This window comes from Kribbella sp. NBC_00382, from assembly GCF_036067295.1.
Taxonomy (GTDB): domain Bacteria; phylum Actinomycetota; class Actinomycetes; order Propionibacteriales; family Kribbellaceae; genus Kribbella.
In genome coordinates this window covers 2,693,819-2,719,875 of record NZ_CP107954.1, presented here as the reverse complement: position 1 = coordinate 2,719,875, position 26,057 = coordinate 2,693,819, and the positions used below count along the sequence as shown (strand labels likewise).

General features: G+C 67.0%; 32 protein-coding genes. 15 read left to right on the top strand and 17 right to left on the bottom strand.

Annotated features, from left to right (window positions below):
• Positions 1-20 precede the first annotated feature (20 nt).
• Together OHA70_RS13455 and OHA70_RS13450 are read right to left on the bottom strand one after the other, a co-directional pair.
• Entirely contained in the window at positions 21-1,604 is a 1,584-nt protein-coding gene (locus OHA70_RS13455; RefSeq protein WP_328332219.1) for an FAD-dependent oxidoreductase, read from the bottom strand.
• On the bottom strand, positions 1,601-2,644 hold the full coding sequence (locus OHA70_RS13450) for a LacI family DNA-binding transcriptional regulator (RefSeq protein WP_328332217.1): 1,044 nt from the start codon (positions 2,642-2,644) through the stop codon (positions 1,601-1,603). The genes OHA70_RS13455 and OHA70_RS13450 overlap by 4 nt, the downstream gene beginning before the upstream one ends.
• 167 nt (positions 2,645-2,811) lie before the next feature.
• On the opposite strand from OHA70_RS13450, the gene OHA70_RS13445 reads away from it, so the two are divergent.
• The 3 genes from OHA70_RS13445 (at position 2,812) to OHA70_RS13435 (ending at position 6,960) form a co-directional block, all read left to right on the top strand.
• Positions 2,812-5,157: a hypothetical protein gene (locus tag OHA70_RS13445; protein WP_328332215.1), complete on the top strand. Its 2,346-nt coding sequence runs from the start codon at positions 2,812-2,814 to the stop codon at positions 5,155-5,157.
• Between the two features lie 79 nt (positions 5,158-5,236).
• Entirely contained in the window at positions 5,237-6,367 is a 1,131-nt protein-coding gene (locus tag OHA70_RS13440; RefSeq protein WP_328332213.1) for an LLM class flavin-dependent oxidoreductase, read from the top strand.
• Complete coding sequence (locus OHA70_RS13435) at positions 6,364-6,960, top strand: FMN reductase (RefSeq protein WP_328332211.1); 597 nt, start codon at positions 6,364-6,366, stop codon at positions 6,958-6,960. Before OHA70_RS13440 ends, OHA70_RS13435 begins: the two co-directional genes overlap by 4 nt.
• A gap of 257 nt (positions 6,961-7,217) precedes the next feature.
• Here OHA70_RS13435 and OHA70_RS13430 read toward each other — a convergent pair whose 3' ends face one another.
• Together OHA70_RS13430 and OHA70_RS13425 are read right to left on the bottom strand one after the other, a co-directional pair.
• Positions 7,218-7,931 (bottom strand): hypothetical protein, encoded by a 714-nt coding sequence (locus OHA70_RS13430; protein ID WP_328332209.1) that lies wholly within the window; start codon positions 7,929-7,931, stop codon positions 7,218-7,220.
• A 200-nt stretch (positions 7,932-8,131) separates the two neighbouring features.
• Positions 8,132-8,902: a TetR/AcrR family transcriptional regulator gene (locus OHA70_RS13425; protein WP_328332207.1), complete on the bottom strand. Its 771-nt coding sequence runs from the start codon at positions 8,900-8,902 to the stop codon at positions 8,132-8,134.
• A 126-nt stretch (positions 8,903-9,028) separates the two neighbouring features.
• Between OHA70_RS13425 and OHA70_RS13420 the strand changes: the two genes are divergently transcribed.
• The 3 genes from OHA70_RS13420 (at position 9,029) to OHA70_RS13410 (ending at position 11,769) form a co-directional block, all read left to right on the top strand.
• Positions 9,029-9,967, top strand: a complete 939-nt coding sequence (locus OHA70_RS13420; protein ID WP_442913905.1) for an ATP-binding cassette domain-containing protein — start codon at positions 9,029-9,031, stop codon at positions 9,965-9,967.
• On the top strand, positions 9,964-10,758 hold the full coding sequence (locus tag OHA70_RS13415; protein WP_328332203.1) for an ABC transporter permease: 795 nt from the start codon (positions 9,964-9,966) through the stop codon (positions 10,756-10,758). Before OHA70_RS13420 ends, OHA70_RS13415 begins: the two co-directional genes overlap by 4 nt.
• Positions 10,759-10,827: 69 nt before the next feature.
• Positions 10,828-11,769 (top strand): FkbM family methyltransferase, encoded by a 942-nt coding sequence (locus tag OHA70_RS13410; RefSeq protein ID WP_328332201.1) that lies wholly within the window; start codon positions 10,828-10,830, stop codon positions 11,767-11,769.
• A gap of 36 nt (positions 11,770-11,805) precedes the next feature.
• Here the strand turns inward: OHA70_RS13410 and OHA70_RS13405 are convergent, their stop codons facing one another.
• Positions 11,806-12,573, bottom strand: coding sequence for an SDR family NAD(P)-dependent oxidoreductase (locus OHA70_RS13405; protein WP_328332199.1), 768 nt, complete (start codon positions 12,571-12,573; stop codon positions 11,806-11,808).
• 51 nt (positions 12,574-12,624) lie between these two features.
• Between OHA70_RS13405 and OHA70_RS13400 the strand changes: the two genes are divergently transcribed.
• Positions 12,625-12,984: a hypothetical protein gene (locus OHA70_RS13400; RefSeq protein ID WP_328332197.1), complete on the top strand. Its 360-nt coding sequence runs from the start codon at positions 12,625-12,627 to the stop codon at positions 12,982-12,984.
• 62 nt (positions 12,985-13,046) lie between these two features.
• Positions 13,047-13,586, top strand: coding sequence for a GNAT family N-acetyltransferase (locus OHA70_RS13395; protein WP_328332195.1), 540 nt, complete (start codon positions 13,047-13,049; stop codon positions 13,584-13,586).
• On the opposite strand, the gene OHA70_RS13390 is transcribed toward OHA70_RS13395, so the two are convergent.
• Positions 13,576-13,962: a VOC family protein gene (locus OHA70_RS13390; protein WP_328332193.1), complete on the bottom strand. Its 387-nt coding sequence runs from the start codon at positions 13,960-13,962 to the stop codon at positions 13,576-13,578. The genes OHA70_RS13395 and OHA70_RS13390 overlap by 11 nt on opposite strands.
• A gap of 77 nt (positions 13,963-14,039) precedes the next feature.
• Here OHA70_RS13390 and OHA70_RS13385 point away from each other — a divergent pair, with 77 nt between their 5' ends.
• Positions 14,040-14,417, top strand: a complete 378-nt coding sequence (locus OHA70_RS13385) for a hypothetical protein (protein ID WP_328332191.1) — start codon at positions 14,040-14,042, stop codon at positions 14,415-14,417.
• Here the strand turns inward: OHA70_RS13385 and OHA70_RS13380 are convergent.
• The 5 genes from OHA70_RS13380 to OHA70_RS13360 form a co-directional block, all read right to left on the bottom strand.
• Positions 14,414-14,962, bottom strand: a complete 549-nt coding sequence (locus tag OHA70_RS13380; RefSeq protein WP_328332189.1) for a hypothetical protein — start codon at positions 14,960-14,962, stop codon at positions 14,414-14,416. The genes OHA70_RS13385 and OHA70_RS13380 overlap by 4 nt on opposite strands.
• Positions 14,963-14,973: 11 nt before the next feature.
• On the bottom strand, positions 14,974-15,798 hold the full coding sequence (locus tag OHA70_RS13375) for a DUF72 domain-containing protein (RefSeq protein ID WP_328332187.1): 825 nt from the start codon (positions 15,796-15,798) through the stop codon (positions 14,974-14,976).
• A 6-nt stretch (positions 15,799-15,804) separates the two neighbouring features.
• On the bottom strand, positions 15,805-16,809 hold the full coding sequence (gene fgd / locus OHA70_RS13370) for a glucose-6-phosphate dehydrogenase (coenzyme-F420) (RefSeq protein WP_328332185.1): 1,005 nt from the start codon (positions 16,807-16,809) through the stop codon (positions 15,805-15,807).
• A gap of 226 nt (positions 16,810-17,035) precedes the next feature.
• Positions 17,036-17,206, bottom strand: coding sequence for a hypothetical protein (locus OHA70_RS13365; protein WP_328332183.1), 171 nt, complete (start codon positions 17,204-17,206; stop codon positions 17,036-17,038).
• A 3-nt stretch (positions 17,207-17,209) separates the two neighbouring features.
• Positions 17,210-17,878, bottom strand: coding sequence for a fasciclin domain-containing protein (locus OHA70_RS13360; RefSeq protein ID WP_328332182.1), 669 nt, complete (start codon positions 17,876-17,878; stop codon positions 17,210-17,212).
• Positions 17,879-17,984: 106 nt separating this feature from the next.
• Here OHA70_RS13360 and aac(3) point away from each other — a divergent pair, with 106 nt between their 5' ends.
• Together aac(3) and OHA70_RS13350 are read left to right on the top strand one after the other, a co-directional pair.
• Positions 17,985-18,803 (top strand): aminoglycoside 3-N-acetyltransferase, encoded by an 819-nt coding sequence (gene aac(3), locus OHA70_RS13355; protein WP_328332180.1) that lies wholly within the window; start codon positions 17,985-17,987, stop codon positions 18,801-18,803.
• 55 nt (positions 18,804-18,858) lie between these two features.
• Entirely contained in the window at positions 18,859-19,698 is an 840-nt protein-coding gene (locus OHA70_RS13350; protein ID WP_328332178.1) for an alpha/beta fold hydrolase, read from the top strand.
• Positions 19,699-19,737: 39 nt separating this feature from the next.
• Here the strand turns inward: OHA70_RS13350 and OHA70_RS13345 are convergent, their stop codons facing one another.
• From OHA70_RS13345 to OHA70_RS13335, 3 genes are read right to left on the bottom strand one after another with little or no spacing between them, the layout of a single operon-like run.
• Entirely contained in the window at positions 19,738-20,211 is a 474-nt protein-coding gene (locus OHA70_RS13345; RefSeq protein WP_328335122.1) for a GNAT family N-acetyltransferase, read from the bottom strand.
• A gap of 16 nt (positions 20,212-20,227) precedes the next feature.
• Complete coding sequence (locus OHA70_RS13340; protein ID WP_328332176.1) at positions 20,228-20,776, bottom strand: AAA family ATPase; 549 nt, start codon at positions 20,774-20,776, stop codon at positions 20,228-20,230.
• A 9-nt stretch (positions 20,777-20,785) separates the two neighbouring features.
• The gene (locus OHA70_RS13335; protein WP_328332174.1) at positions 20,786-21,079 is read right to left on the bottom strand and encodes a helix-turn-helix domain-containing protein; all 294 of its coding nucleotides are present in this window, start codon (positions 21,077-21,079) and stop codon (positions 20,786-20,788) included.
• Between the two features lie 66 nt (positions 21,080-21,145).
• Here OHA70_RS13335 and map point away from each other — a divergent pair, with 66 nt between their 5' ends.
• Complete coding sequence (gene map, locus OHA70_RS13330; RefSeq protein ID WP_328332172.1) at positions 21,146-21,916, top strand: type I methionyl aminopeptidase; 771 nt, start codon at positions 21,146-21,148, stop codon at positions 21,914-21,916.
• Positions 21,917-21,958: 42 nt separating this feature from the next.
• On the opposite strand, the gene folK is transcribed toward map, so the two are convergent.
• Together folK and OHA70_RS13320 are read right to left on the bottom strand one after the other, a co-directional pair.
• The gene (gene folK / locus OHA70_RS13325) at positions 21,959-22,465 is read right to left on the bottom strand and encodes a 2-amino-4-hydroxy-6-hydroxymethyldihydropteridine diphosphokinase (protein ID WP_328332167.1); all 507 of its coding nucleotides are present in this window, start codon (positions 22,463-22,465) and stop codon (positions 21,959-21,961) included.
• Positions 22,466-22,519: 54 nt separating this feature from the next.
• Positions 22,520-23,428 (bottom strand): NADP-dependent oxidoreductase, encoded by a 909-nt coding sequence (locus OHA70_RS13320; protein ID WP_328332163.1) that lies wholly within the window; start codon positions 23,426-23,428, stop codon positions 22,520-22,522.
• Positions 23,429-23,607: 179 nt separating this feature from the next.
• Here OHA70_RS13320 and OHA70_RS13315 point away from each other — a divergent pair, with 179 nt between their 5' ends.
• A complete protein-coding gene (locus OHA70_RS13315; protein ID WP_328332161.1) occupies positions 23,608-24,207 on the top strand; it encodes an HD domain-containing protein in 600 nt (199 codons plus the stop codon).
• 125 nt (positions 24,208-24,332) lie between these two features.
• Positions 24,333-24,806 carry a DinB family protein gene (locus tag OHA70_RS13310; protein ID WP_328332159.1) on the top strand — a complete coding sequence of 158 codons (474 nt, stop codon included), beginning with the start codon at positions 24,333-24,335 and terminating at the stop codon, positions 24,804-24,806.
• A gap of 24 nt (positions 24,807-24,830) precedes the next feature.
• Here OHA70_RS13310 and OHA70_RS13305 read toward each other — a convergent pair whose 3' ends face one another.
• Positions 24,831-25,487, bottom strand: coding sequence for a hypothetical protein (locus OHA70_RS13305; RefSeq protein WP_328332157.1), 657 nt, complete (start codon positions 25,485-25,487; stop codon positions 24,831-24,833).
• Between the two features lie 30 nt (positions 25,488-25,517).
• On the opposite strand from OHA70_RS13305, the gene OHA70_RS13300 reads away from it, so the two are divergent.
• Positions 25,518-26,054 (top strand): hypothetical protein, encoded by a 537-nt coding sequence (locus OHA70_RS13300; protein ID WP_328332155.1) that lies wholly within the window; start codon positions 25,518-25,520, stop codon positions 26,052-26,054.
• Positions 26,055-26,057 lie beyond the last annotated feature (3 nt).

The following is a 26,057-nucleotide window of genomic DNA, read 5'->3' as shown; positions in this document are numbered from 1 at the left end:
ATAAGCGGTTTCCCTAAGCGCTAGTACCCGAGTACCTCGGGCCAATTGAGTTCGACGCCGGCCTCGACGAGGCGGGTCTGGAAGCGCCGGACGGCATCGGGGTCCGCGAGCACGTCCTGCGGCCGGACCGATTCCTCGAGACAGAACGCGGCGAGCTCCCCTGAGGCCTCACCGATGTTCCACTCGACCGGATGGAGCCGGTAGGCCCCGTTGGAGATATGGGTGGTGCCGATGTTCTTTGCCGCCGGCAACAGGTTCTCGGTCCGCACCGGGACCAGCGCCCCGAGCGGGAGCTCGAACGGTACCGACTCGACGTCGATGTAGTTGTCGCCGCCGGTCGACGGATGCAGGTCGATCCGGTACATCCCGATGCCGACCGAGTCCTCGAACCGGACCGGCCGGGCATCACCCCGCACAGCAACGGACAGGTCCTGCTCGACGATGGTCCGGCAGGCGACGATCCGCCGGGACTCCCGGATGTAGGGCGCTTGCGCGAAGCCGTCCGGCGTACCGGTGATGTCGCCGCGCAGGCGCAGTCCGGGCCATCCGCGGCCGCCGTCGGGGCGAGGCGCCTCGGTCTGCAGCCAGTAGAAGTAGGACAACGACAGCTCCTTGGCCGCCGCCAGGTGCGAGGCGGCATCAGGAGTGTCGATGATGGATCCGCCCAGGTAGTCGAGCATCGGCCAGTTGGCCAGCACGATGTCGCTCTCGTACGTGCCTGGTACGAAGTTCTTCCGGGCGGTGATCCGCCGGAACTGCCACAGGTCCATGTCACCGGGATCGATCCGGGGGTCGGCCTGGTGGTCTTCGGCCGGATTCACCCGAAGCGTGCGCTCCTCGGGGACGAGGGTCCGCGGGTTGGGCGCGACGAACGAGAGCAGCGGCGCACCCCAGAAATCCGGCTCGAACAGCCGCCACTTCTCGTAGTTGGCCGGCATCTCGATGGTGTGGTCACCCTCGACGTGATCGAAGGCGAAGCACCACGAGATCGCCTGGACGTTCTGCGGATCCGCCTCCTCCGGCGCACTTGGCTCACCCGTCTCGGCCCGCGCCTCCGCGCCCACCCGGTACTCCGTGCCGGCCAGCGGCAACAGGTCGCCGGTCTCGGTCGCGTCGAGCACGAACCCCGCCTCGACGACAACCTCCCGGCCCTCGCCCTGCAGCGTCACACTGCGGACGACATCACCGTCGGCGTCCACGGCGATCGGCTCGTACGGCTGCAGGACCACGAGCCGACCACTCGACCGGTACGGCGCGAGCAGTTGCTCGATCACCGCAACGGCCACCCGCGGCTCGTGACACAGCCGGCTCACCCGGCCGAGCCCCGGATTGAGCCGCGGATCCTTGCGGGCGCTGTCGGTCAACGGGTAGTGATCCCGGTAGTACTGCCTGATCCCTTCACGCAGTTCCCGGTACGACGCTGTGACGCCGAACTGCTCGACCCAGATGTGCTCATCCGGTGGGACGGCCTGCGAGGTCAGCTGGCCACCGAGCCACGGGTTGAGGTCGGTCAGGACCACCCGCAACCCACGGCGCAGCGCGGCCAGGGCGCCGGCCACCCCGCCGACACCACCGCCGATCACGGCGACATCGGTGCGAATCACCGTGATTCCTTCAACTGGGCCAGCGTCGCCCCGGCCACGACCGAGCCCTCGATCATGGTCCGCAGCTCGAGCTTGGCGCGGGCCTTCTCGTCGCGCACGATCAGCTCCTGCAGCAAGGCGAGCGCCTCGGCGGCGAGCTGTTCGCGCGGCAGCTGGAAACCGGTCAGGGACCGTCCGCCCAGCGAGTGACCTTCGACATCACCGAGGACCGCGAGCGACAGGTCCTCCGGGATAGCCTTGCCGTGCTCGGCCAGCTCGACCGCGAGCGCCTCGGCCATGAACACGTCCTCGGTGATGACCACGGTGTCGCCGGTGCTCGCGATCGCCGCGGCGACCTCGGACAGATCGACGTCGGCGGTACTCAGCAACGTCGTCTCGACCTGCAGCGTCTCAGCGGCGAGGGCCAGTCCGGCCAGCCGGTCGGCGGCTGCCGGAGTACTGCGGCCGTAGTGCGCGTAGGTGATCCGGCGGTGGCCGAGGGCAACTGCTTGCTCGACGATGTCGCCGGTCAGGCTGAGGTAGTCGATTCCGACGTACGGGACATTCGGCTCGTCGCGGCGGCCGACGGCGACGAAGGGGAAGCCCTCCTCGACCAGCCTGGTCAGCTCCGCGCTGTCCATCTGCTGGCCGAGCAGGATGCAGCCGTCGGTGAGCCGCAGCCGGGTCTGCTTGTGGAACAGCTTGCGGGTGCCGTCCTCGACCGGCGAGGAGGTGAAGAAGAGCAGGTCGCAGCCGAGCCGCTCGGCCTCCTGCTCGATGCCGTGCAGCAGCGGGCCGTAGAAGTCGAGGCTCTCGCGGGACAGGGCGGCCTCGTAGGTGAAGACGCCGAGGATCTTGTTGTCCAGGCCGGCGAGGCGGCGGGCCGCGGGATCGGGGACGTACGTCGTCTGCTCGATCGCGCGCCGGACCCGCTCGCGGGTGGCGGCGGGGATCCGGACGTTCGAGTACTCCCGGTCGTTCAGGACCATCGACACGGTGGCCTGACTGACGCCCGCGATCCGGGCGATCTCCCGCTGCGTGACCTTGGGTGGCTTCTCCATGCACGCACCTGTTTCCGTTTGATGATGCGAATTATCAGGACGCTAACACGGGGTTCCCGAGATCCGCAACGGCCTCTTGACAGTCGGCGGTCGTCCGTTGAAGGTTGGTGATCGTTGTTGATAATCCGAATTATCATCACCGCTGTCAATCCGTGAGGACGGTCACCGTGAGGGAAGCACCGAGATCCGAGTCGCAGTTCTCCCCGTCCCGCCGCCAGGTCCTGGCCGCGGGATTCGCCGCCGGCGTACTGACCTGGCTGAAGCCCAGCGAGGTCCACGCCGGCACCACCGGCGATCCCGCTCTCACCGCCGAGGGCATCACGGTCACCGGATCGCCGGGCGGGATGATCACGGTCCGGGACGCGAGCGGCACGATCCGCATGCAGGGCTCGAAGTTCCAGCTCAAGGACACGGTCGCCGGGACCCAGGTCTCAACTGGCGGTACGCCGAGCATCGTGTCCCTGGCCGACGGCACCCAAGCGCTCAAGATGGTCTACGTGATGCCGGCCGCCGCCGGATCGATCACCGTCACCGGCCTGGTGACGGTGTCGACCAAGAGCGTTCACTACGAGTGGACCGTCGCGGGGTCGACGACGCTGACGCTCGACGGGTTCATGTTCAGCCGGGCGATCATCGGCGGGATCGGCGCGGACGTCTGGCTGCCGATCAACCAGTGGAACCGGGCACCCGACGGCGGTATCCCGTTCGAGTCCGCGGTGGGCGTCGGCTACGCGTCGACCTGGACCGGCACGCACGGACTGCTGATCCTCGAGAAGTCGAAGAAGGCGTGGACCAACACGACCTGGGTGCACGCGCCCGGGACCGCGACGGGCGCCGACAGCGCGGTCACGCGGGCCGACTTCATCTTCAGCGACCTCCGGCCGAATGCTGCGGCCGCGGCCGGGCAGGGTCGCGAGCTCGCGATCGAGCTGTGGACCGATCAGCCGTTCAGCCTGTGGAGCGGTCCGGGTGTGCAGATGCCGGTCAAGGTCCAGGTCGCCAACGCGACGGCGCAGAGCCGGTCGGCCTTGCTCACCTGGTGGGCCCGCGACTTCAACGGCACGGTCCTCGCGTCCAGCACGGCGACGGTCACGGTTCCCGGCCGGGGGACGGTCGACCATGCGTTCAGTTTGAGCTCACCGGCGTACGGGTCGATCGTTACCGAGGTCAGCGTGCAGGCGGGCGACGATTCGGCGTTTGCGCGGACCAATCTGACCGTGCTGCCCGATTTCGCCTACCAGGCGGACGATTCGAGCATGTTCGGGATCGCCAACTACCCGTGGCTCAAGGTGCCGTCGGCGAGCGCAGTACTGGATCTGTGGCAGAAGGTCGGGATCAAATGGGTGCGGATCGCGTACGACGGCGGTCCGGGCCTCCCGCCTGCGGACTTCGACCAGCGCGGGATGGCGCACAACATCGAACTGCAGCCGCCGTTGCCGTTGGCGACGATGACCGACGACGCGGCGCTGGCCTGGGCCACGGCGAGCACCGAGACAGCCATCAACTCCGGCGCTCAGTACTTCGAGGTCGGCAACGAACTGAATCGCCCATGGAACACGCCGGGAGGGACCGCGGCGGACTACGTCGCGAAGGCACTGCGGCCGGTCTACGAGCAGGTGCAGGCGCGGGGCTCGACGCTGAAGCTGCTGACCAACGGCATCGCCGGGATGGACAAGCCCTGGCTCAAGGAGTTCTACGCGGCCGGCGGCTGGGATCTGATCGACGGGGTCGCATTCCATCCGGGTCGGGGCAACTTCGCGCCGGACTACATCCCGCCCGGCCCCGGTGAGGACTGGGATCCGGGTGCTGCCGGCTCGTACTGGAATTTCCTCGGCGGACTGCGGCAACTCAAGGCGCTGATCGCGCAGTACGGGCCGAAGGAGATCTGGATGACCGAGGCCTATGCGTGCACCCAGCCGAATGCCTGGTGGCACGACTCGTACCGGCATGCGGCCGAGAACGTGCTGCTGACGCTCGTGCTGGCCAAGGCGGAAGGGGTTCGGTGCGTCAACTGGTACCAGTTCCACGACAGCGTGCTCGGGAACGAGCAGCTGGCGAACGAGGAGAACGGCGAGTACCACTACGGGCTGATGAACCGGGACACGAGCGCCAAGCCGTCGCTGCTGGCCTACGCGACGGCTTCGCGGATGCTGGACGGCGCGAGCTTCGTACGGTGGCTGCAGCTGCCCGGGGCTTCGAAGGGACTGCTGTTCAATACACCGCGCGGGCAGGCCGCTGTGCTGTGGAACAGGACCGATGGGTACATCCTCAACACGGCGGGGCCGCGTGATGACTGGCGGTTCCCGGAGCCTGAGGTGTGGGTCGATACCTGGGCGACCAAGACCAATCTGACCGTCTGCGCCCGGACCGCCACGGTGAAGCAGGTCGACTGCATCGGGCAGGAGTCGACGGTGACCCGGTCTGCCGGGAAGGTGACCGTACGGCTGGACGGCGCGGCGGGGATCTTCTATGGGCTGGACTTCGATCGGCCGCTGCCGGACGGTCATCGATGATGGAATGACTGGCCGCCAGTTGGCGTTCTGGGTGGCAAGGTAGTTAAATTGTGAACTACCCTGAGACCGAGGAGTGCAGATGCAGTTCGGTGTGTTCACCGTCGGAGACGTGACGAAGGACCCGGTGAGCGGGAAGACGCTGACCGAGGGCGAGCGGATCCAGCAGATGGTGACGGTCGCCTTGAAGGCCGAGGAAGTCGGTCTGGACGTGTTCGCGGCCGGCGAGCACCACAACCCGCCGTTCGTGCCGTCGTCACCGACCACCCTGCTCGGTTTCATCGCCGCCAAGACGTCGAAGATCCTGCTGTCGACCTCGACGACCCTGATCACCACGAACGACCCGGTGAAGATCGCCGAGGACTACGCGATGCTGCAGCACCTGGCCGAGGGCCGGGTCGACCTGATGATGGGCCGCGGCAACACCGGCCCGGTCTACCCGTGGTTCGGGCAGGACATCCGCAACGGCATCCACCTCGCGATCGAGAACTACGCCCTGCTGCGCCGGTTGTGGCGCGAGGACGTGGTCAGCTGGGAAGGCAAGTTCCGTACTCCGCTCGAGGGCTTCACCTCGACGCCGCGGCCGCTCGACGGCGTACCGCCGTTCGTCTGGCACGGCTCGATCCGCAGCCCGGAGATCGCCGAGCAGGCCGCGTACTACGGCGACGGGTTCTTCCACAACAACATCTTCTGGCCGGCGGACCACACCGCGCGGCTGATTCAGCACTACCGCTCGCGCTTCGAGCACTACGGCCACGGCTCCGCTGACCAGGCCATCGTCGGGCTGGGCGGGCAGGTCTTCATGCGCAAGAACTCGCAGGATGCGCGTTCGGAGTACCGGCCGTACTTCGACCACTCGCCGATCTATGGTGGCGGGCCGTCGATGGAGGAGACCATGGAGCAGACTCCGCTCGCGGTTGGTAGTCCGCAGGAGATCATCGACCGGACGATGACGTTCCGGGAGAAGTTCGGCGACTATCAGCGGCAGCTGTTCATCGCTGACCATGCTGGTCTTCCTTTGAAGACGGTGCTGGAGCAGATGGACATCCTGGGGTCTGAGGTTGTTCCTGTTCTGCGCAAGGAGTTCGACTCGCTACGGCCGGCGCATGTGCCGGAGGCGCCGACTCACGAGTCGCTGAAGGCGGCTGCTGAGCGGGCGGCTGCGCTGGAATCGGTCAGCCCGGCGGCTGTCGGGCTGGAGGGAACGCGATGACTTCCATTGCTGTGGTGACGGCTGGGTTGACGACACCTTCGTCGACCCGGCTGCTCGCCGATCGGTTGTCGGCGGCGGTGCGGGATCAGCTGGACGGTCGCGGTACGGAGTACAAGATCGAGGTGATCGAACTCCGCGAGCTGGCGCATGACCTGACCAACAACCTGCTGACCGGCTTCCCGTCCGCCTCGCTTGGGAAGGTGCTGGAGACGGTGGTTGCTGCGGACGGGTTGATCGCGGTGACGCCTACCTTCAGCGCTTCGTACAACGGGCTCTTCAAGATGTTCTTCGATGTGCTGGACGATCAGGCGCTGACTGGGAAGCCGGTGCTGATCGCGGCGACCGGTGGTACTGAACGGCACTCGCTGGTGCTGGACTTCGCGCTGCGACCGCTCTTCTCGTATCTGAAGGCGATCGTGATGCCGACCGGCGTCTACGCGGCCTCCTCCGACTGGGGCACCGGAGCCACCAAACTCCACGCCCGAATCGAACGAGCAGCTACCGAGCTAGTCGATGCCATGGGCAACGAACGCCGGGTCGCGGTAGACCCGTACGCCAACCCCACGCCCTTCGAAGACCTACTCAACAGCTAACTCCACGCGGCCTCCGCCGCCTGCTCCTACGTCGCAGGCACGTTCGGACGCTCCCACCCAACCGGTGGTTTTGCGGGACCGGTCGTCGCGGTGTCGGTGCTTGAGCGTCCGCCGGCTGTGCGTTGGGTGGGGCATGGCCGCTTACGTGCATAAGGACAGGAAGTAGTCCTGCTCAGCCCTACCGGCTGAGCGCGACACGGCTGGCGTCGAGCCTCCGTGGCGGACTACTTCCTGTCCGTCTGTACATGCCGGCCCGACTAGTGGTGGCCGGCCCCATCGTCCGCGGACTTGCCGGAACCCGAACTGCCCGATCCCGAGTGACCGGAACCCGACCCGGACGGGCCTGAGCCGGAGTGGCCAGCTCCCGACTTGCCCGAGCCGGACTTGCCCGAGCCCGAGCTGCCCGAGCCGGAGCTGTGGTGGCCGTTGTCGTCACCGGACTCGGCGTGCTGGCGCAGACCACCCTTGTCGTCACCCGCCTCCACGTGCCGGCGTAGACCACCCTTGTCGTCACCCGGCTCGGCGTGACGGCGCAGGCCGCCCTTGTCGTCACCTGGCTCGGCGTGACGACGCAGGCCACCCTTGTCGTCGCCGGCTTCGGCTGTCCTGCGCGCGGTCGGCATACGGAGACCGCCCTTGTCATCGCCGCGCTCGGTCGTCTTGCTGGCGCTTGGAGTGCGTAGGCCGCCCTTGTCATCTCCCGGCTCAGCGGTCGCGTGGCTGGACGGCGTACGGAGCCCACCCTTGTCATCGCCGAGCTGCGTGGTCTGCGTGCTGGGAGTGCGGTGGTCGCCACCCTTGTCATCACCGGTCGTCACCGCGGACCAAGCAAGCGTCCCGCCGGCCACCACACCCGTCACCGCAACAACGGCGATCGCACCGCTGCCCGCCCAGGCGAAGTACCGCCGCGACTTCCGCCGCGCCACAATCGGCTGCTGCCCCATGCCTTCGTTCTGCTCGTTGTTTTCCATACCCCGATGCTCACCCGCCACCACGGGCAACAGCCATCGGACCTTGGTCGTAGTACCCACGGGCGACTTTGTGCACGACCTGAGCAATTCGAGGCCGTGAAAACACTCAGACGAAGCACAAGGTGCCTTAGGCAACCACTCCGAACCCGAGGACGCCGGACAGAGCAGGCGAGCGCGGCGCCGGAGGCTGCTTGGGGGATCTACTCGCGCTCGGCGATCAGGAGGGCTGTGCCGTCGAGGATTCTGGTGAGGCCGAAGGTTAGGGCGTGGGCTGGGTCGACGGTGGCTTGGTATTGCTCGCCTGCTGAGGTGCCTACCCGGCCTGCAACCGGGAAGCGGTCAGCCAGGGAGGCCATGTAGCGCTCTAGGACGGGAGCGGTGTTGAGCCACCATTCCTGGTCGGAGAGGCCGGATTCTTGTTGGGTGCGGATCTGCTCGGCACCGGCGCGCGCCGTGCCCAGTACATGGGTGAGGACGAGGGAGAGCGTCGAGTCCATCTCGACGTCGGTCAGGCCGAGGCCGTCCAGGGGGCGGAGTTCGGCTTCGTACTTGAGGGTGATGTTCGGCCCGAGCGCCATCCGACCGGCCGGCACATCGTGTAGCCATGGATGACTAGTCAGCACGCCCCAGTTGCGGCGGGCGATGAATTCGAGCGCCCCTCGCCACCCGCCCGGCTGCCTGCCCGGCTCATCGACGTCGGCGTACAGGTCGGCGTAGACGGTGTCGAACATCAGGTCGGTCAGCTCGCTCTTGCCCGGTACGTGCGTGTAGAGCGACATCGTGCCAACCTTCAGCCGCTCGGCGACCAGCCGCATCGACAGCGCCTCGAGCCCGCCAGAGTCGGCCAGGTCAATCGCGGCGTCGATGATCGCGCGCACGGTCAGCCCGGATCTGCCCGGCTTGGTGTGACTGCCCCAGAGCAGCGCCAGACTGCGCGCGGGATCAGGGGGCGAAACCCTCTTTCCACTCATAGAGCTCCAGTCACGGGAACAAACTCCAGCCGGTCGTCGTTGACCCGATCGTACCTGAGCCGTACGCTGTACGGTACAGTCTACGGTTCGCAACCGGACGAGAGGTGGCACGTGACGACTGAGCGCATGATCGAGGCGTTCGACGTACGGAAGAACTACGCGGGCGGCACGGAGGGGGCGGGGCTGAACGGTTTCGACCTGGAGGTGAGCGCCGGCACGGTGACCGGTCTGCTCGGGCCGAACGGGGCCGGCAAGACCACAGCGGTACGGATCCTGGCGACCCTGCTGAGGATGGATTCCGGCGAGGCGCGGATCGCCGGGTACGACGTGAGCCGGCAAGGCGCCGACGTCAGGCGCACGATCGGGCTGGTCGGCCAGTACGCCGCTGTCGACGAAGTCCTCACCGGGAAGCAGAACCTGGTGATGTTCGGCCGGCTCAACCATCTCGGCCACACCAAAGCAACAAGCCGGGCCAATGAACTACTCGAGCGATTCGGCCTCAAAGAGTCGGCGACATTGCCGGCTTCGAAGTACTCCGGTGGCATGCGCCGGCGACTCGACCTGGCCGCGAGCCTCATCGTCGCGCCGAAGGTGCTGTTCGTCGACGAGCCGACCACCGGGCTCGATCCGGCCGGCCGCGCCGAGGTGTGGGCCGCGGTCAGGGAGCTGGTCAGGCAAGGAACGACGGTGCTGCTGACCACGCAGTACCTGGACGAGGCGGATCAACTGGCGGACCGAATCTCGATGCTCAAGGCAGGGAAAGTCGTTGCTGAAGGCACCCCAGATGCGCTGAAAGCCCAGCTGGGCGCGGACTGGCTCGACTTGGTGCTCACGGCAACGGATGAGGTACCGCACATCCTGCAACTGGTCGAGCGGCTGGCCGACGGCGAGGTACAGGTGGATGACCTGAAGGTCAGCATCCCGGTCAAGGATCGCACGAGGGCGCTCATCGAAGTGGCCACTTTGTTGCAGGAGGCAAGCATCGAACCAGCGGACATCACCTTGCGCAGACCGACGCTCGACGAGGTCTTCCTACACCTGACCGGGACGGGGGTGCCGGCATGACGGCGCGACTGGGCTGGGCCCTGGCGGACGGCTGGACGATCGCGCGCCGCGCCTTGCTGCATTGGCGGATGCAGCCGGGGCCGGTGATCTTCGGCTGGCTCTTCCCGGTGCTGATGATGCTGATGTTCGGCGCCCTGCTCGGCGGCGCGATCGAGATGCCGTCCGGAGACTCGTACTACGAGTTGCTGGTGCCGGGCATCTTCGCCCTGGCGATGTTGTTCGGGCTGGAGGCAACGATGACCGCGGTCACGACCGACGTGGCGAAGGGGGTCACCGATCGGTTCCGCTCCCTGCCGATGAGTTCGGCCGCGGTCGTCCTCGGCCGGTGCATCACGGATCTGCTCGACTCGGCCGTCACGTTGATCGTGCTGAGCGGCGCCGGGCTCGCGCTCGGCTGGCGGTGGCATGGGAGCGTACTCGAGGCACTGGCGGCGTTCGGGCTGCTGCTCCTGCTGCGGTTCGCGCTGCTCTGGATCGGGATCTTCATCGGGCTCACGGTGAAGAACGCGCAGAGCATCGTCGCCGTCCAGATCGTGGTCTGGCCGATCGGGTTCCTGTCCAGCGCCTTCGTCGCGACCTCGACGATGCCCAACTGGCTCGGCACGATCGCCCAGTGGAACCCGCTGTCGGCGACGGCGACCGCTGCCCGGTCGCTGTTCGGCAACGCTGATCCGTCCGCGGCTTCCTGGATCGGAGATCATGCGCTGGAAGCGGCGATCATCGGCCCGGTGTTACTGACAGCGATCTTCTTGCCGCTGTCAGCAGCACGATTCCGCCGATTGTCCCGCTGACGGGCGATCTTGTACTGATTCTTACGGTCTGAGCGCGTGATTCTGCCCGCAAACGGGTAACGATGAGGGATGGAGTATCGCGATGGAGTCGTCCGCCGGGCGGTGTGGGAGGTTCCCCACGCGGCCGGGCGGTCGCTCGGGATCTCCTCGGCCCGGCGGCTCGCGCGCCTGATGGGCTCCGCCGAGGGGCTGACCGAGGCCGGGGTCACCCGGATCGCGAACCGGATCTCGCCGCGCGTCGCGGACCGGAATCCCCGGCTGGTGAAGATCTCCCCGGAGTGGGCCGCGACCGACATCGCAGTACGCCGACAAGGCCTGCACTGGCGACTCGACCTGCGCGACAACCTGCAGGCAGTCCTGTACTACGCCGGCCGCTACGAACCGGCCGTGACGCGATTCCTGCGAGCCGAGCTGAAGCCGGGCGACGTAGTACTCGACATCGGCGCGAACATCGGGCTGCACAGTCTCAGCGCGGCCAAGCAACTGCGTGAGCTGGGTGGCGGCAGGGTGATCGCCTTCGAGCCGGCCGCCGACTCGCTGGACAAGCTCCGCGCGGCGGCTGAGCTCAACGGGCTGGCCGATCTCATCACGCTGGTACCCGTGGCGCTCGGCGAACGGAAGTACAAGGCGTCGTTGCATGCCGACTCCCGGTACGACCCGGCTGACTCCGGTGTCCGGTCGTTGCAGGCGGATGGCGAGGTCGTCCAGGACGTACCGGTGATCCGCCTGGACGACTGGGCGCGCGAGCAGTCGCTGGACCGGGTGGACGTGGTCAAGCTGGATATCGAGGGTTCCGAGGCCGCTGCGCTTGCCGGCGCGACTAGGACGCTCGTACGGTTCCTGCCCCGCGCAGTACTGGTCGAGGACAAGAACCCTGAACTCAGACGCCGCCTGCACACAGCTCTGGACGAGCTCGGCTATCGCTCAACCGGCGTCACCTTCGACCACAACACCCTCTTCCGCCCTGACCGGACGGACCGAGAGGTAGTCCGCCGTCACTCGATCCGCTGACCACGGCCGCCGGAACACCCCGAGCTGGCTCCGTCGCTAGGGCATCAGTTGGCCGCCGTTGACCTCGATGATCTGGCCGGTGACGTAGCCGGACATCCGGTCGGAGGCCAGGTAGAGGATGGTGCCGACGCATTCGTGCGGGGTCCCGGTGCGGCCCATCGGGATGGTGGTGAGCATGGCTTTCATCTGCTCGTCGCCGGTGTGGCGGTCGTGGAACGGCGTACGGATGACGCCAGGGGAGATCGCGTTGACGCGGATGCCTTCGGGGGCGAGTTCCTTGGCGAGGCCGCGGGTGAAGGTGCTGACGGCCCCCTTGCTGGTCGCGTAGACGACCGAGCCGCCGCCTCCGCCGTGCCGGCCGGCGATGGAGGTGACGTTGACGATCGCGCCGCCGCCCTGCGCGCGGAGTACGGGGATGATCCGGCGGCTCATCGCGAAGACCGAGGTCAGGTTGACGTCCATGATCCGGTGGAACTCGTCGTCCGGTACGTCGACCACCGGCGCACGCTTGACCAGGTCACCGGCGTTGTTGACCAGTACGTCGATCCGCCCATGCTTCGCCAGTACCTCGTCGACCAGCGCGGCGGCCGAGTCGGGGACAGCGAGGTCAGCCTGGTGCACTGACGCAGTACCGCCTGCGGTGTTCACTGCGTTAGCGGTGTGCTTAGCGCCTTCCTCGTTGTGGTGGTAGTGCAACGCGACGGTCGCCCCAGCCTCAGCGAATCCGACCGCGGCGGCGGCCCCGATCCCGCTGCTGGCGCCGGTGACGAGCACGACCTGATCCCTGAAATCAAGAAAACCCATGCGCCTAACCCTAGGCATGACCATCCGGCTCATCGCCCTAAGGTGAGCCTCATGCGCACCGGCCTCCTGATCGCCCTATACGCCGTATGGCCGGTGTCAGCCGTCGTCGCCGCGGTGGTCGCGCGAGTACGTGCCCGGTTCCTGCTCGTCTGTGCGGGCAGCTGGGTGTTCGCGCTCGTGATCGCGACGACTGCGACGGGGACGCGGGTTGCGGCGCCGATCGGGTTGATGGTCGGGGCGAGCTGTTGTCTGTTCCTGGCCTTCGCGGTGAGCTCCGGAGTGACGTTCATCTTCGACCCGGACACCACCTACGACGTCGACGACGGCAAGAAGCCGCGGGCGGAGTACGTCGTACTGGGCATCGTCGCGCTGGTCGACGCGGCGGGGATCGCGCTGGCCGCGACCGGTTAGAGGGTTGTGAGTACGCGCCGTACGGGCGTTTGCGGGGTCGAAGGCGGCGGTAGCCTCGAAAGATGGGCTATGACGTGTCGAAGCTGGATCTGCGGCGGTGGCGGGTAGCTGATGCGTTGCGGTTGACCGACGCCCATCGAGAGCCGGACATGGCCAACCAGGGCGGCATCCGCGACACCGCGAGCGCGGTCGACTGGATCGGCCGGGTGGCGGACCTCGACAACGGGCACGTGTACGCCGTTGCGGATGCCGACGACCACCCCGTCGGCTGCGTGGCAGTGACCAACATCGACCGGCACCAGGTCGGCTGGACGTGGTACTGGACCATCGCCGAGGTCCGCGGCCAAGGCATCGCCCGGGACTCCCTCCGAGCCCTCGTCGACTGGGCCCACCACGACGCCGGCCTCTTCCGCCTCGAACTGGGCCACCGCACCAACAACCCGGCTTCCTGCGGAGTAGCCGCCAGCGCAGGCTTCCTCCTCGAAGGCCTGGAACGCCAACGCCTCGCCTACGACGGCACCCGCTTCGACGTAGAACGCCACGCCCGCCTAGCCGCCGACCCCCTAAAACCCCCCAACCGCCCAGTAACCATCACGACGTAGGCAGCTGCAACACACAGAACTCGTTCCCGTCGGGATCGGCGAGCACCTGCCACCGCCACCCGTCCTCGACGATCGGCTCCGCACTCAAGACAGTTGCCCCGAGCGCAACCACCCGGGCAACCTCCGCCTCGAGATCGGCGGTGCGCAGATCGAGGTGCAGGCGGTTCTTCTCGCGCTTGACGTCGTCGACCCGCTGCACGAGCAGCTCACAGCCGACCCCATCGGCCGGGATCAGGCTCAGGTACTTCCCTGACGAGCCTGCTCGCCGGTACCCGAGCACCTGACTCCAGAAGTCCGCCGATCGCTCGAGGTCAGCCGCGTCGAGCACGATGACGAGCTCGCCTCGCGCGTAAGACTGCGGCATACGGGTCGCCATGACGGGAGAGTATGCCGCGACACCCCGGTCTGGCTCTTCTGGAGACGTGTGCCTGGGGACGGCTTAGGGTGACGGTTGTGGCGAAGAGCAGTAAGAGTGAGACGTTTCTGTCGGTGATGATCGGCGGGGCGGCTGCGTTCGGGTTGCTGGTGATGACCCGGCGGGCCTGGGACGTCTGCCATGTTGATTTGACCGGGCCGGTTGGTAATGGGCCGACGCTGTTCTTCGTCGGGGTGCCGGTGTCGCTTGTGGTCAACATCGGGCTGTTCAACCTGGTGTTCCGTTTTATGCGGCGCGGCAAGGGTGGCAGGTGGACGATGCCGTTGCTCGCCGCCTTGATTGCCATCGCTATCGCCGACCTCGCACTGTTCTCCTGGGCCGGTACGCCGGCGACGTTGCCCGGTATCTGCCCGGCGAACGTCCCGCCGTGGTGGCCCAAGGGCGTCCCCACCTAGTCGCGTGGCGCGTAACTCCGCCAGCGCTCCTCGATGACATAACCAAGAGCAAGATTGGCGCCGAGGCTGGCGTCATTGAGCGCCGCACCGCCAGTACCGAACACCCGTACTCCGTCCGCGTACAGCGCGAGAATCGACGCCGCCTTCACGGCCTGCCCGACCCCTCGTCCGCGGTACCCGTCGAGCACGGAGGTGAATCCGGTCTCGCCCTGGAGGCTGATGTACGTCGCCCCGACCAGCCGCTCGCCGTCGAAGGCCCCGAAGACCCGCCCGGTCGTCCACAGCTCAGCCAGCTCGTCGACCGGCTGGACCACGCGGCGGGTGGCAGGCGTGTACGGGTAGTCCTTCTCGTTCGCGGTCTCGAGCTCATGCCAGGCCGCAGCGGATGAGCGGTCCAACTCACGGACGGTCAGGCCGGCGGCTCGGAGTACGGCCTGCTTGAGCGCCGCAGGATCGGGATCGCGCAGGCGAGCCGCCCAGGACTCGCCGACGATCCGGTACCCCGCCGCCTCCAGCTCCACGCAGCGCGGATCGTCGTCACGCACTATCTCGACCGTCAACCGATCCCCAATCGTCCGGCCAGCGCCTCGGCATCGAACGGCGCCCGCACCTTCACGTCGTTGTCGAAGTAGACGTAGACGTCTCGCTGCCAAGCTTGGATCTTCGCGGCCCAGGCGTCGAGCGCTTTATCGTCATAGCCACTCACATAGAGCTCCTCGGCGCCATGCAACCGGACGTACCCGAAGTCAGCGGTGGTGGAATCCAGCATCGGCCACTTGCCTGCGCTGTCCGCACAGACCACGGCGATGTCGTGCTCGCGCAGGAGCTCAAGGAACTCTTCGTTCTCGTACGACGGATGCCGGATCTCCAAGGCGTGCCGGAGCGGCTGATCGACCGAGCTGGTCAGCAGGCTCCGTCCTTCCATCCGGTCATCGTGGCCTTTGGCAACCTTCAAAGCATCGCTCGTTGACCTGGGCAACAACTCGAAGAACGCTGCCAGCCGGTCACGTTCGTAGCCGAGCGTCGGCGGTAGTTGCCACAGCACCGGACCGAGCTTCTCACCCAACGCGAGGATGCCGGAGGCAAAGAAGTTGGCCAGCGGCGCCTCCACGTCGGCCAGCTTCTTCAGATGCGTGACGAAGCGCGGACCCTTGACCGAGAAGACGAACCCGGGCGGCGTTTCGTCGTACCAGCGCTGGTACGACGTGGGCCGCTGCAGCGAGTAGAAGGAGCCGTTCAGCTCGATCGAGTTCAGGCGGCGGGAGGCGTACTCCAGCTCGGCGCGTTGCGGCAGACCCTCGGGGTAGAAGACTTTGCGCCAGGGCGGATAGCGCCAGCCGGAGATCCCGACCCGGTACGGCGTATCCGCCCAGCGTTCCATCGTTTGCTAGAGCTTGCGCAGCAGCGGCAGGACGTCCGACGTGAACTGGGTGAGGAACCGCTCCTGGTCGTGGCCGGGGCCGTGCATCACCAGGTGGTTGAAGCCGGCGTCGAGGTACGGCTGCAGTTGCCGGACGACCTCTTCGGGGTCGGAGGCAACGATCCAGCGCTGGGCGACCTGCTCGATCGGCAGCTCGTCGGCGAGGCGCTCCATCTCGGTCGCGCTCTGGACGCTGTGCTTCTGCTCCGGGGTCAGCGACAGCGGCGCCCAGAACCGGGTGTTCTCCAGCGCGAGCGCGGGGTCGCGGTCGTACGAGATCTTCACCTCGAGCATCCGGTCCACGTCGTCAAAGGACCGCTCGCCCTTCTCCGCGCCCTCCTTGACGGCCGGGATGAGCTTCTCGGTGTAGAGGTCCATGCCCTTGCCCGAGGTGGCGATGAAACCGTCGGCGGTACGACCGGCGTAGCGGGCGACGACGGGGCCGCCGGCCGCGACGTACACCTTGACCGGGGTCTCCGGGCGGTCGTAGATCGAGGCGTCGACGAGCTTGTAGAACGGTCCGTCGGAGCTGACGCCCTCATCCTGCGTCCACAGGTTGCGGATCAGCTCGACCGCCTCCCGCAGCCGCGCGAACCGCTCCTTGAACTCCGGCCATTCACGACCTGAGACAGCGATCTCATTCAGAGCCTCGCCGGTACCGACGCCGAGCATGATCCGGCCCGGGTAGAGCAGGCCCATCGTGGCGAACGCCTGCGCGATCACGGCCGGGTTGTACCGGAAGGTCGGCGTGAGTACCGAGGTCCCGATCAGCACCCGATTGGTCCGCTCGCCGACAGCCGCCATCCAGGAGAGCGCGAACGGAGCGTGGCCGCCTTCGTGCCGCCAGGGCAGGAAGTGGTCCGACACCGTCACGCTGTCGAGCCCGAGCTCCTCCGCCCGCACCGCGTACTCCACCAGGTCCCGCGGCCCGAACTGCTCGGCAGACGCCTTGTACCCGACCCGAATACTCACCTTTGCTCCCGTCTCGTCACCCATACCTACCCCCACTCTCCCACCAACCCGGTCACCCCCTGAGATGTTCCACCCCGGACAGCAGATAGGTGGCGACTCACCCGGCGGGCGTTTTGCGTTGTGGGGTGGATGGGGGCATCGTGGGAAATACGCGGAGCGCCGGGGCTTCCTTGGATTCGTCGCCTCGGTGCTCCGCTTCAACGCTGCGGGTATTGGTTGCCGGTGGCTAGGACGCCTGGAGTTGCCGGACCTGGCCGATCGCTGCCAGCACTCGGACCTTGAGTGCGGGCGGTGGGGTGAGCGCGCAGGTCTGGCAGTCCTGCTGGGGCGGGTGGCGGCATTCGTAGGTCAGGTGGTTCTTGAGCGCCGAATGGTCCTCGTTCGGCAGGACGTGCATGGGTCAGCTGGCCGGGGGCATCAGGACGGTGTCGATCAGGTACACAGTCGCGTTGGCGGTCTTGACGCCGCCGCAGATGACCTTGGCATTGTTGACCATCAGGTTGTTGCCCGAGCCGGTGACGGTCAGGGCGCCCTTCTCGACGGTGGTCTGCTTGCCGACGACCGCGGCGGGGTCGAGCTGACCGGCGACCACGTGGTAGGTCAGGATCTTGGTCAGCAGCGCGGAGTTGGTCTTCAGCGTGTTGATCGTGGCAGCCGGGATCTTCGCGAAGGCGGAGTCGACGGGTGCGAAGACGGTGAACTCGCCGCCGTTGAGGGTGGAGACCAGGTCGACCTTCGGGTTGAGCTTGCCCGACACCGACGCGACGAGCGTCTTGAGCAGCGGGTTGCCCGAAGCAGCGGTCGCGACCGGGGCGGCGGCCATACCGTCGACGGAACCGGCGCCGGTCGGGTTCGCCTTGGCGTAGTCGGCACAGCCCGGGCCGACGAGACCGGCGGCGTTGTCGACGGACGGCATCGCTGACGGGGTATCTGACGTCGAGGCCGACGCCGAGCTGCTGGTCGACGGGGTGCTGCTCGCCTTGTCGTCGCCGCTGCCACAAGCGGTGGCGACGAAGATCAGAGACAGCGCGGAGGCGGCGAGCCCGACGCGAACGAGATTCCTGGACATGGCAAAGCCCTCTTTCACTGGATGACGCTTCCGGCTGACGCCGCAGAACGTTGACATCCCCAGTTCGTCACCACCCACCTCGCGGATAGGTGATGAGATACCCAACATGTCCTTCCCCACCGCAAAGTTGTTGCAAGATGCAAATTTCTCGCCGATCACGCGGAGCGCGATCGCACAGGGCTTGCGTGAAGCCGGCGTGGTCGAAGGCGGGACGTTGATGGTGCACGTCCGGTTGTCGGCCTTCGGCTGGGTGGTCGGCGGAATCGACACCGTCGTCCACGCACTACGCGATGCGGTCGGTACCGATGGAACGCTGTTGGCCTTCTGTGGTTGGGATGACAGCCCTTATCACGTTGATCTTTGGCCGGAGCGCTGGCAGACGGCGTACGGCGAGATGCCGGCGTTCGACCCGGAGACGTCATCAGCGCGCCGAGACTTCGGGCGCTTCGCGGAGAGACTCAGGACGTGGCCGGGGGCGCTTCGTAGTACGCACCCTGAGGTCAGCTTCGCCGCCATCGGACCCCAGGCGCCCGACCTGCTCGCCGCAACGGATGAAGAGGATCCGTGGGGCAAGGCTGGGCCGCTCGGGCAGCTCGTGGCTGCCAACGGCCAGGTGCTGTTGCTCGGAGCGCCGCTGGAGAAGCTCACGCTTTGCCATCACGCTGAAGCCGTCGCTGACGTGGCCGGCAAACGTTGGCGCACTTATCGGATGCCGACACGAGCGGGTTGGCGTGAGTACAACACGATCGATACGTTCTACGGTGTTCTGCCGTACTCCGAGGAGAATCCGGTTGGGCATTTGGCTACGCAGGCGTTGCGGGCAGGTGCGGGGGCTCGTTCGACGGTTGGGCGTGCTGAGGTGCATCTGTTTGCCGCTCGGCCGGCCGTCGACGCTGTGGTTGGGTACCTCGTGGAGCGGTTCTGAGGTCATCGAGGTAATCCGGTTGCTCGCTGGAGGGGGTGCTGACAGGGTCGGGGGGATGCCTACTTTTGCTGCGCCTGACGGGACCAAGTTGGCCTACCACGTGGTCGGGGGTGGGGCGCCGGTTGTGTGCTTGCCTGGTGGGCCTATGCAGGCGTCGGAGTACCTCGGTGAGCTGGGTGGGCTTGGGGAGTACCGGGAGTTGGTGAAGCTGGATCTTCGGGGGACGGGGGCTTCCGAAGTACCGGTGGATTCGGCGTCGTACCGGTGTGATCGGCAGGTGGAGGACGTCGAGGCGTTGCGTGAGCAGCTTGGGCTGGAGCAGCTCGATCTGCTGGGGCACTCGGCGGGGGCCAACTTGGCCGTTCTGTACGCGACTCGCTATCCGTCGCGGGTCAGCAAGCTCGTTCTGATCGCGCCCAGTGTGTACGCGGTTGGACTCAGGATCAGCAGTGAGACGCGGCTTTCGCAGGCTCGGCTGCGGGACGGGGAGCCGTGGTTCGCAGCGGCGTACGGGGCGTTGGAGGCGATCGCGGCGGGCGATCACGCGCCGGAGAACTGGGCGGCGCTGACGCCGTTTTCCTACGGGCGTTGGGATGCGGCTGCGCAGGCGCATCAGGCCGCTGAGGATGCCCAGCGCAACGATCAGGCGGCGGGGGTATACGGCTCCGAGGGGGCCTACACGCCGCACTCCACTCGGGCAGCCCTCGCGACCTTCCCCGCGCCCGTGCTGTTGACGGCGGGGTCACTGGATCTCGGTGCGCCGCCTGCGACGGTCGCTGACTTCGCTGCGCTCTTTGCCGCCGCGACCTTCATCGAGCATCCGGCGGCGGCTCACTTCCCCTGGCTGGACGATCCCGCTGCGTTCACCGATGTTTTGAAGGGCTTCCTGCAGTGAGCTGGTCTGGGCCTTCTCCGGTACGCACGGGCCCCGCGCTTAAAGTTGCTTTCGCATTTGGGTGCACAGCGTTTCGTACCGGGTGATCGAACCGTCCGGGCCTTGCTGATCCCATGACTCGAGTTGCTCGTCGTACGCGACATAGCCGAGGCGCTCGTACAGCGCACGGGCCCGCGGATTGGTCACCTCGACGCTGAGCTCGGCTCGGTCGAGGCCTCGGTCCCGGATCCGCTGCTCGGCAGCGGCGACGAGAAGGGTGCCGATCCCGCAGGACTGCAACGCAGGGTGGACGGCGAGCTGCCACAGCGAGCCCGCGCCGGGGTGGGGTACATAGTCGACTCCACCAATCGCGATCGGCAGGTCCGCCTTCGCGCAGACGGCGAGGTAGTCGACCTCTCCGCGCCGAGCGCGCTCGAGTTCCTTGGCGACCTGCTCGAGATGCAGCGGAGAACCGGCGAAGCTGCAGTCCGCTAGATCTGCGTCGGCCAGGTCCCGCACTGCCAACTCGAGCATCACCACGGCTGGGCTCCTAGTCTTCGACCGGGCTGACGACTTCACCACCGCTGCGCCAGTCGAGGTCGGCGACGATCCGGTCCACTGTCTCCTCCACCGTGCTGGCCGCGCCAATGGTTTGTTCGCCCGGTACGCCGAGAAGGTCCGCCGGCTGGTACCACTCGCGCAGCTTCTCCACCATGACCTCACTCGCCAACGGCTTGCTCAGATGCCGCCGAGCCGTCTCGTCGAAGGGGAGCTGGAAGTAGTACACGCCAGTGACGCCCGCATGATCCGCGACGAGCCGCCGCACCATCTCGCCGTACTGCGGTTCGTAAAGCCCGCCCTCCAACACCACGTGATACCCACTGTCGAGCGCATAGCGCGCGGTCAGGTCGATCAACCCGATGTTCGGAGCTCCGGCCCGGCAGTGCTCACGCAACAGCGTTCGCCGCAGATAGTCCTGCTCGACCCAGGCCACCCCGGTCCCGACCCGCCGCCGCAGCGCCTTCGCCGTCGTGCTCTTGCCAGACCCCGAGTTCCCCCGGAGAACCACCAACCGCGTCGTCGCGTCCCCAGTCGTCATCCGGAGAATCTACGAGGCGAGCCGTTCGCGGGTGGGGCCGGTTGGTTCGGACTCCGGCTCGGGTGGGTTGATCTCGGACCAGACCGCGTCGAGGGAGAGGCCGAGGACGTCGGCGATCGCCGCGATGGTCGGGAAGGCGGGGGTGGCGACCCGGCCGGTCTCGATCTTGCGGAGGGTCTCGGGTGAGACGCCGGCGTCGAGCGCGGTCTCGAGCATGGAACGCTGTCCCCTGGCCCGGCGCAACAGGGCGCCGAGGCGCTGACCGCGCTCGACCTCTGCTGGAGTGTTCGGCAGTCTGACCATGTGCCGATTATAGTACCGGGATAGTATGGCCGGTATAGTTATTGGTTTGCAGGAGAAGGGCACCACATGATCGAGATCCTCAGCCCCACCGAACTGACCCGAGCGAAGGACACCGGCGCGCTGGTCGCCCACATCCTGCAGACGCTGAAGGGCCGGAGCACGGTCGGCACGAACCTCCTGGACATCGACCGGTGGGCCAAGGCCATGATCGACGAGGCCGGGGCACAGTCCTGCTACGTCGACTACGAGCCGTCCTTCGGGCGCGGGCCGTTCGGCCACTACATCTGTACCTCCGTCAACGACGGCGTACTCCATGGGCTGCCCCACGACTACACCCTGGCCGACGGCGATCTGCTGAGCCTCGACCTCGCCGTCCTGCTGGGCGGGGTGGCGGCGGACTCGGCCGTCAGCTTCATCGTCGGCGAATCGAAGCCGGCGGAGAGCGTCGCGCTGATCGACGCGACCGAACGCGCGCTGGCCGCGGGGATCGCTGTCGCCGGTCCGGGCGCTCGGATCGGCGATATTTCGCATGCGATCGGTACGGTGCTGAGCGCGGCCGGGTACCAGATCAACACGGAGTTCGGCGGTCATGGGATCGGGTCGACGATGCACCAGGATCCGCACATCTCGAACACTGGGCGGGCTGGTCGCGGCTACAAGCTGCGGCCCGGACTGCTGCTTGCGCTGGAGCCTTGGGTGATGGAGGACACGGCCGAGCTTGTCACCGATGAGGACGGCTGGACTCTGCGAAGCGCGACCGGCTGCCGGACGGCGCACAGCGAGCACACGATCGCCATCACCGCCGACGGCGCCGAAGTCCTCACGCTGCGGAGCTGACGGCGGCTCCGCGCGGCCGGTGCGGGCGGCCGGTGCGGGCGGTTAGCGGAGTGGTGGGCCGGGGCGGACTGTTGGTACGTCGGCGGCGACCTCGTCCGTGGTCAGCAGCTGGCTGATGGGGCCGTGGCCGGCGAGGTCGATGTCTGGTGCGATCTCGGCGAGTGGGACCAGGACGAATGCTCGCAGGTGCGCACGGGGGTGCGGCAGGGTCAGTACCGGGTCGTCCTGGGTTAGTTGCTCGTCGCCGTCCCACACCGCGATGACGTCGACATCCAGGGTGCGTGGGGCGTACCGGCGTACCGGGTCCCGAACGCGCCCGCCGGATTGCTCGAGTTCGTGGGCCAGTTCGAGCCAGCCGTCGGCGGACACATCACCGTCAACCAAGGCGACGGCGTTCAAGTACTCCGGCTGATCCGGATCTCCCCATGGCGGCGTCCAGTAGCTCCCGGAGACCTTGACCAGATAGCCGTCGAGCCCGTCCAACGCCTTGCGCAGGTTGGCTTCCTGGTCGCCCAAATTGGAGCCCAGGGCAAGCACCGCACGGGTCATCCGATCGCCTCCACTACTCGCCGGCCGTCCGGCAAGTGTCTCAGCCGACGGGTTTCAGTCCTCGGTGACCTTGATGATCGTCCGGCCGCGGAGGGTGGGAGCGAAGGCTTCGGGGGCTTCGGCGAGGGTGCGGATGTTGTTGACGAGCGGCTTCAGGCTGCCGTCGCGGAGCCGGGCGGCCAACTGGATCAGCTGGTCGCGGTTCGGCTCGACGACGAAGAAGATGGCGCGACCGTTGGTGGGGTGGACGGCTGGCGGGTCGGCGATGGTGACGAGGGTGCCACCGGGTCGTACCAGCGCTGTGGCGCTGTCGCGGATCTCGCCGCCGATCACGTCCAGTACGACATCGACCTCGCCGGCGCCCTTCAGCTCTTCGACGGTGACGAACTTGTGGACGCCCAACTCCTTGGCCCGATCCTCGTCGGCCGCTCGGCCGGTACCGATGACCTGGGCGCCTGCCTCGTGAGCCAGCTGGACGGCGATTGCCCCGACGGCACCGCCGACGCCGTCGATGAGTACGGTCTGGCCAGGCTTCAGCTGGGCGTGGTCGAACAGGGCCTGCCAAGCCGTCAGGCCGGAGATCACCAGCGCGGCCGCGTCGACGTGGTCGATGTCGGAGGGGAGCGGAGCCAGGTTGCGGGCTTCGACGGCCGTGTACTCCGCCAGCGAACCGTCGCGGAGCCAGTCGGCCAGGCCGAAGACGCGCTGCCCAACGGTGAGACCGGTGGTGCCGTAGCCGAGCTCGACGACCACGCCGGACAGCTCATGGCCGGGGACGGTCGGGGTGCGGTCACGGCCGGTGCGGTCGGTCCAGGTACCCGGCCAGTCCAGCTCTCCGCGGGTGAAGCCGGCGGCGTGGACCTGCACGATGACGTCGTTCTCGGCGGCGTGGGGGTAGGGCAGCTCGGTCAGGGCCAGTGAGCCGATGCCGGCCTCGCGATCCCGGACAGTGATGGCACGCATGATCGTCCTCGCAGTTTGTCGTTGGTACTGGTTCTACTTTCGACCGTACTCACTCTCAGCCCACAGTCCGTGGGCCACTTCCTGGTCGAGATCGTGGGCCGCTTCTTTGGTGAATGGCCCATGATCGTGTTCTCGAAATGGACCAGTGACGCAGGCCTTTTCCGCCGTACCGTCGAAGCATGATCGTTTTGAATGACCTCGCTGTTCCCGCTACGACTGCCTCGACGGCGGCCCTCGAGCTCGCCTCGGCGTACCAGTCGCCGGCCCTGCAGAGCCACTCGCTGCGGGTATGGGTGTGGGCGGCGGCGTACGCCGGTGAGCATGACATCGAGTACGACGCGGAGCTGCTGTTCGTGGCCGCCATGTTCCACGACATCAGCCTGGTACCGGAGTTCGACAACCACACCCTCTCCTTCGAAGAGGCCGGCGGCCACATCGCCCGAGTCTTCGCCGCCGGCGCCGGCTGGCCCCCCGCCCGCCGCGACCGCCTGGCCGAAGTCATCGTCCGCCACATGTGGCCCGAGGTCGACGCAACCACCGACCCCGAAGGCCACCTCATCTCCCGAGCAGCCGGCCTGGACATCGCCGGCAAGAATGCCGACGACTTCACCCCGGCCTTCCGCGCCGAAGTCCTGGCCCAGTACCCCCGCCTGGACCTGGTCGACGAGTTCCTGACCTGCTTCCAATCCCAAGCCACCCGCAAACCCACCAGCACCCCCGCCCGAGCAGTAGCCTCCAACCTCGCCACCCGAATGACCACCAACCCCCTCGACACCTGACCTACCGCCGCGGAATTTAGTCCAGCTGGCTTGGAGTCAGCGACCATAAACTCCTGTCCATGACTGTTGTGGATGAGGAAAGGCGCCCGGAGCCTCCCCTTGCAGGTAGTGAGGTTGAGACTCTGGTGGGGTTTTTGGAGTATCAGCGGGCGACGTTTGCGTGGAAGTGCTCCGGGCTGGACGCGGCTGGTCTGCAGAAGACTGTGGGCGTGTCGACGATGACGTTGGGTGGGATGCTCAAGCACCTGGCGTACTACGAGGACCACTGGTTCTCTCATCGCATGTGTGGGAACGACCGACAGCCGATCTGGCGAGACGAGTACTGGGATGCGGACCCGGACTGGGAGTGGACCACAGCCGCCCAGGACTCTCCTGAAGAACTCCACGCCCTCTGGCAGGACGCGGTATCGCGCTCCCGCGATCTACTCGCCGCGACTGTCGCGGAGGCCGTCTTGGATCAGCCGGCGCGGCGCAGCCTGCCGGACGGCCGTACCGTCAGTGCCCGCTGGATCCTGGTTCACATGATCGAGGAATACGCCCGCCACAACGGCCACGCCGACCTCATCCGGGAATCGATCGACGGCCTCGTCGGCGAGTGAGCAGGGCCTCAGGTTCCTTGTTTTTCAGGCATATCGCCAGCCAGCTGCGCAGTCTTCGATCCAGGCGGCCAGATCGGGCAGCTGGTCGAAGGTGAGCAGGGAGTAGGGCGGACAGCCAGTCAGAGGTGTAGCTCCGGTGAATGCGTGGTCCGGGGCGAAGAGCAGTAGTTCGCCGGTACGCCGGTGAGCGAGGGTGAGGTTCCCATTGGCCTCGACCGCGACTGCGTAGTACTCGTTGGGCTGGATGGGGAGTGTCAGGCCGTCGTCTTCCCAGAGCCATGAGTAGTCGGCGAGGACGTCCGCGACGGATGTCTGCGCGACGGTCGGGGTGAGGATCTCGTCTTGATTCATCCACCAGGTGGCGGGTTCTCCGAAGCGCTCGACTAGTCCGCCGGAGACGTGCCAGAAACTCCTGTGGGTGGGGTGCACGTCGACGTCTGCGTCCAAAGGTGGGTACCCGAGCCAGCCGCGCCGATCGCCTGGCGGTCCCCACGCGAGCAGTTCGTACGCCGTACCGGAGATCGAAACCGCCGTGACGGTCGCCGAGCTCAGCAGGCCTGTGAGTTGAGGCAGTCCCTCGACCGCTGCTCGACTCCACGGCTGCTCTGCACCAACCACCGCCTCATCCCCGGGCTGAAGGAACCAAGGCGTTTGCTCGAGGAACTGATCCCAGTCACGCATGACGGGCGAGCATAGTGAACGCTTGCTCTCGTGGGTGACAACGGGACAAGCGACGGAACCGGAGCGGTGCTTGTTGCGGCAACTCCGTACGGCGCTTGGAAGGGTGCTGTGTTGCCGGGGTCAGCCGGACTCGTGTTCCTCGGAGGCGGCGTCAGCCTCGCAGATCGAGGCTTGATTCTCGTCGGCCTGGCGTTCGTACTGGCCGGCGCCTTCCGCGCGACGTGGTGGGCCCGAACCTGCTCCACCAGCCGCCTGCTCGACCGCGACGACGCACTTGTCTGGATGTACCGAGGCAAGGTCAGGGACTCGGTGCCATGGTCAGACCTCCGGCACGTCTTGTTCGAGCGCGGGCCGCGCCACGTCATGTGGTCCATGGGCCCGAAGACCGGCGGCCCGTTCCCCTACCTCCTGGTCGATTCGCGAACTGACCCAAAGCCAAGCGGCTTCCGTCATTTCGCCGAGCTCATGCTCCTCAACCGCACCGACCTGGAAATCGCCGACCAGCAATTGGCTGACGCGTGCCGACGCCATGGAGTCACCTGCCACGGCGTCGGCTCGGACTGGTAGTAG

What these genes read in the sequence shown, in the direction of transcription:
- OHA70_RS13450 (WP_328332217.1), bottom strand. Translation starts at nt 2,644, where the DNA reads ATGGAGAAGCCACCCAAGGTCACGCAGCGGGAGATCGCCCGGATCGCG.
- OHA70_RS13440 (WP_328332213.1), top strand. Translation starts at nt 5,237, where the DNA reads ATGCAGTTCGGTGTGTTCACCGTCGGAGACGTGACGAAGGACCCGGTG.
- OHA70_RS13435 (WP_328332211.1), top strand. Translation starts at nt 6,364, where the DNA reads ATGACTTCCATTGCTGTGGTGACGGCTGGGTTGACGACACCTTCGTCG.
- OHA70_RS13430 (WP_328332209.1), bottom strand. Translation starts at nt 7,931, where the DNA reads ATGGAAAACAACGAGCAGAACGAAGGCATGGGGCAGCAGCCGATTGTG.
- OHA70_RS13425 (WP_328332207.1), bottom strand. Translation starts at nt 8,902, where the DNA reads ATGAGTGGAAAGAGGGTTTCGCCCCCTGATCCCGCGCGCAGTCTGGCG.
- OHA70_RS13420 (WP_442913905.1), top strand. Translation starts at nt 9,029, where the DNA reads ATGATCGAGGCGTTCGACGTACGGAAGAACTACGCGGGCGGCACGGAG.
- OHA70_RS13415 (WP_328332203.1), top strand. Translation starts at nt 9,964, where the DNA reads ATGACGGCGCGACTGGGCTGGGCCCTGGCGGACGGCTGGACGATCGCG.
- OHA70_RS13410 (WP_328332201.1), top strand. Translation starts at nt 10,828, where the DNA reads ATGGAGTATCGCGATGGAGTCGTCCGCCGGGCGGTGTGGGAGGTTCCC.
- OHA70_RS13405 (WP_328332199.1), bottom strand. Translation starts at nt 12,573, where the DNA reads ATGGGTTTTCTTGATTTCAGGGATCAGGTCGTGCTCGTCACCGGCGCC.
- OHA70_RS13400 (WP_328332197.1), top strand. Translation starts at nt 12,625, where the DNA reads ATGCGCACCGGCCTCCTGATCGCCCTATACGCCGTATGGCCGGTGTCA.
- OHA70_RS13395 (WP_328332195.1), top strand. Translation starts at nt 13,047, where the DNA reads ATGGGCTATGACGTGTCGAAGCTGGATCTGCGGCGGTGGCGGGTAGCT.
- OHA70_RS13390 (WP_328332193.1), bottom strand. Translation starts at nt 13,962, where the DNA reads ATGGCGACCCGTATGCCGCAGTCTTACGCGCGAGGCGAGCTCGTCATC.
- OHA70_RS13375 (WP_328332187.1), bottom strand. Translation starts at nt 15,798, where the DNA reads ATGGAACGCTGGGCGGATACGCCGTACCGGGTCGGGATCTCCGGCTGG.
- OHA70_RS13365 (WP_328332183.1), bottom strand. Translation starts at nt 17,206, where the DNA reads ATGCACGTCCTGCCGAACGAGGACCATTCGGCGCTCAAGAACCACCTG.
- OHA70_RS13360 (WP_328332182.1), bottom strand. Translation starts at nt 17,878, where the DNA reads ATGTCCAGGAATCTCGTTCGCGTCGGGCTCGCCGCCTCCGCGCTGTCT.
- OHA70_RS13350 (WP_328332178.1), top strand. Translation starts at nt 18,859, where the DNA reads ATGCCTACTTTTGCTGCGCCTGACGGGACCAAGTTGGCCTACCACGTG.
- OHA70_RS13345 (WP_328335122.1), bottom strand. Translation starts at nt 20,211, where the DNA reads ATGCTCGAGTTGGCAGTGCGGGACCTGGCCGACGCAGATCTAGCGGAC.
- OHA70_RS13340 (WP_328332176.1), bottom strand. Translation starts at nt 20,776, where the DNA reads ATGACGACTGGGGACGCGACGACGCGGTTGGTGGTTCTCCGGGGGAAC.
- OHA70_RS13335 (WP_328332174.1), bottom strand. Translation starts at nt 21,079, where the DNA reads ATGGTCAGACTGCCGAACACTCCAGCAGAGGTCGAGCGCGGTCAGCGC.
- map (WP_328332172.1), top strand. Translation starts at nt 21,146, where the DNA reads ATGATCGAGATCCTCAGCCCCACCGAACTGACCCGAGCGAAGGACACC.
- folK (WP_328332167.1), bottom strand. Translation starts at nt 22,465, where the DNA reads ATGACCCGTGCGGTGCTTGCCCTGGGCTCCAATTTGGGCGACCAGGAA.
- OHA70_RS13320 (WP_328332163.1), bottom strand. Translation starts at nt 23,428, where the DNA reads ATGCGTGCCATCACTGTCCGGGATCGCGAGGCCGGCATCGGCTCACTG.
- OHA70_RS13315 (WP_328332161.1), top strand. Translation starts at nt 23,608, where the DNA reads ATGATCGTTTTGAATGACCTCGCTGTTCCCGCTACGACTGCCTCGACG.
- OHA70_RS13305 (WP_328332157.1), bottom strand. Translation starts at nt 25,487, where the DNA reads ATGCGTGACTGGGATCAGTTCCTCGAGCAAACGCCTTGGTTCCTTCAG.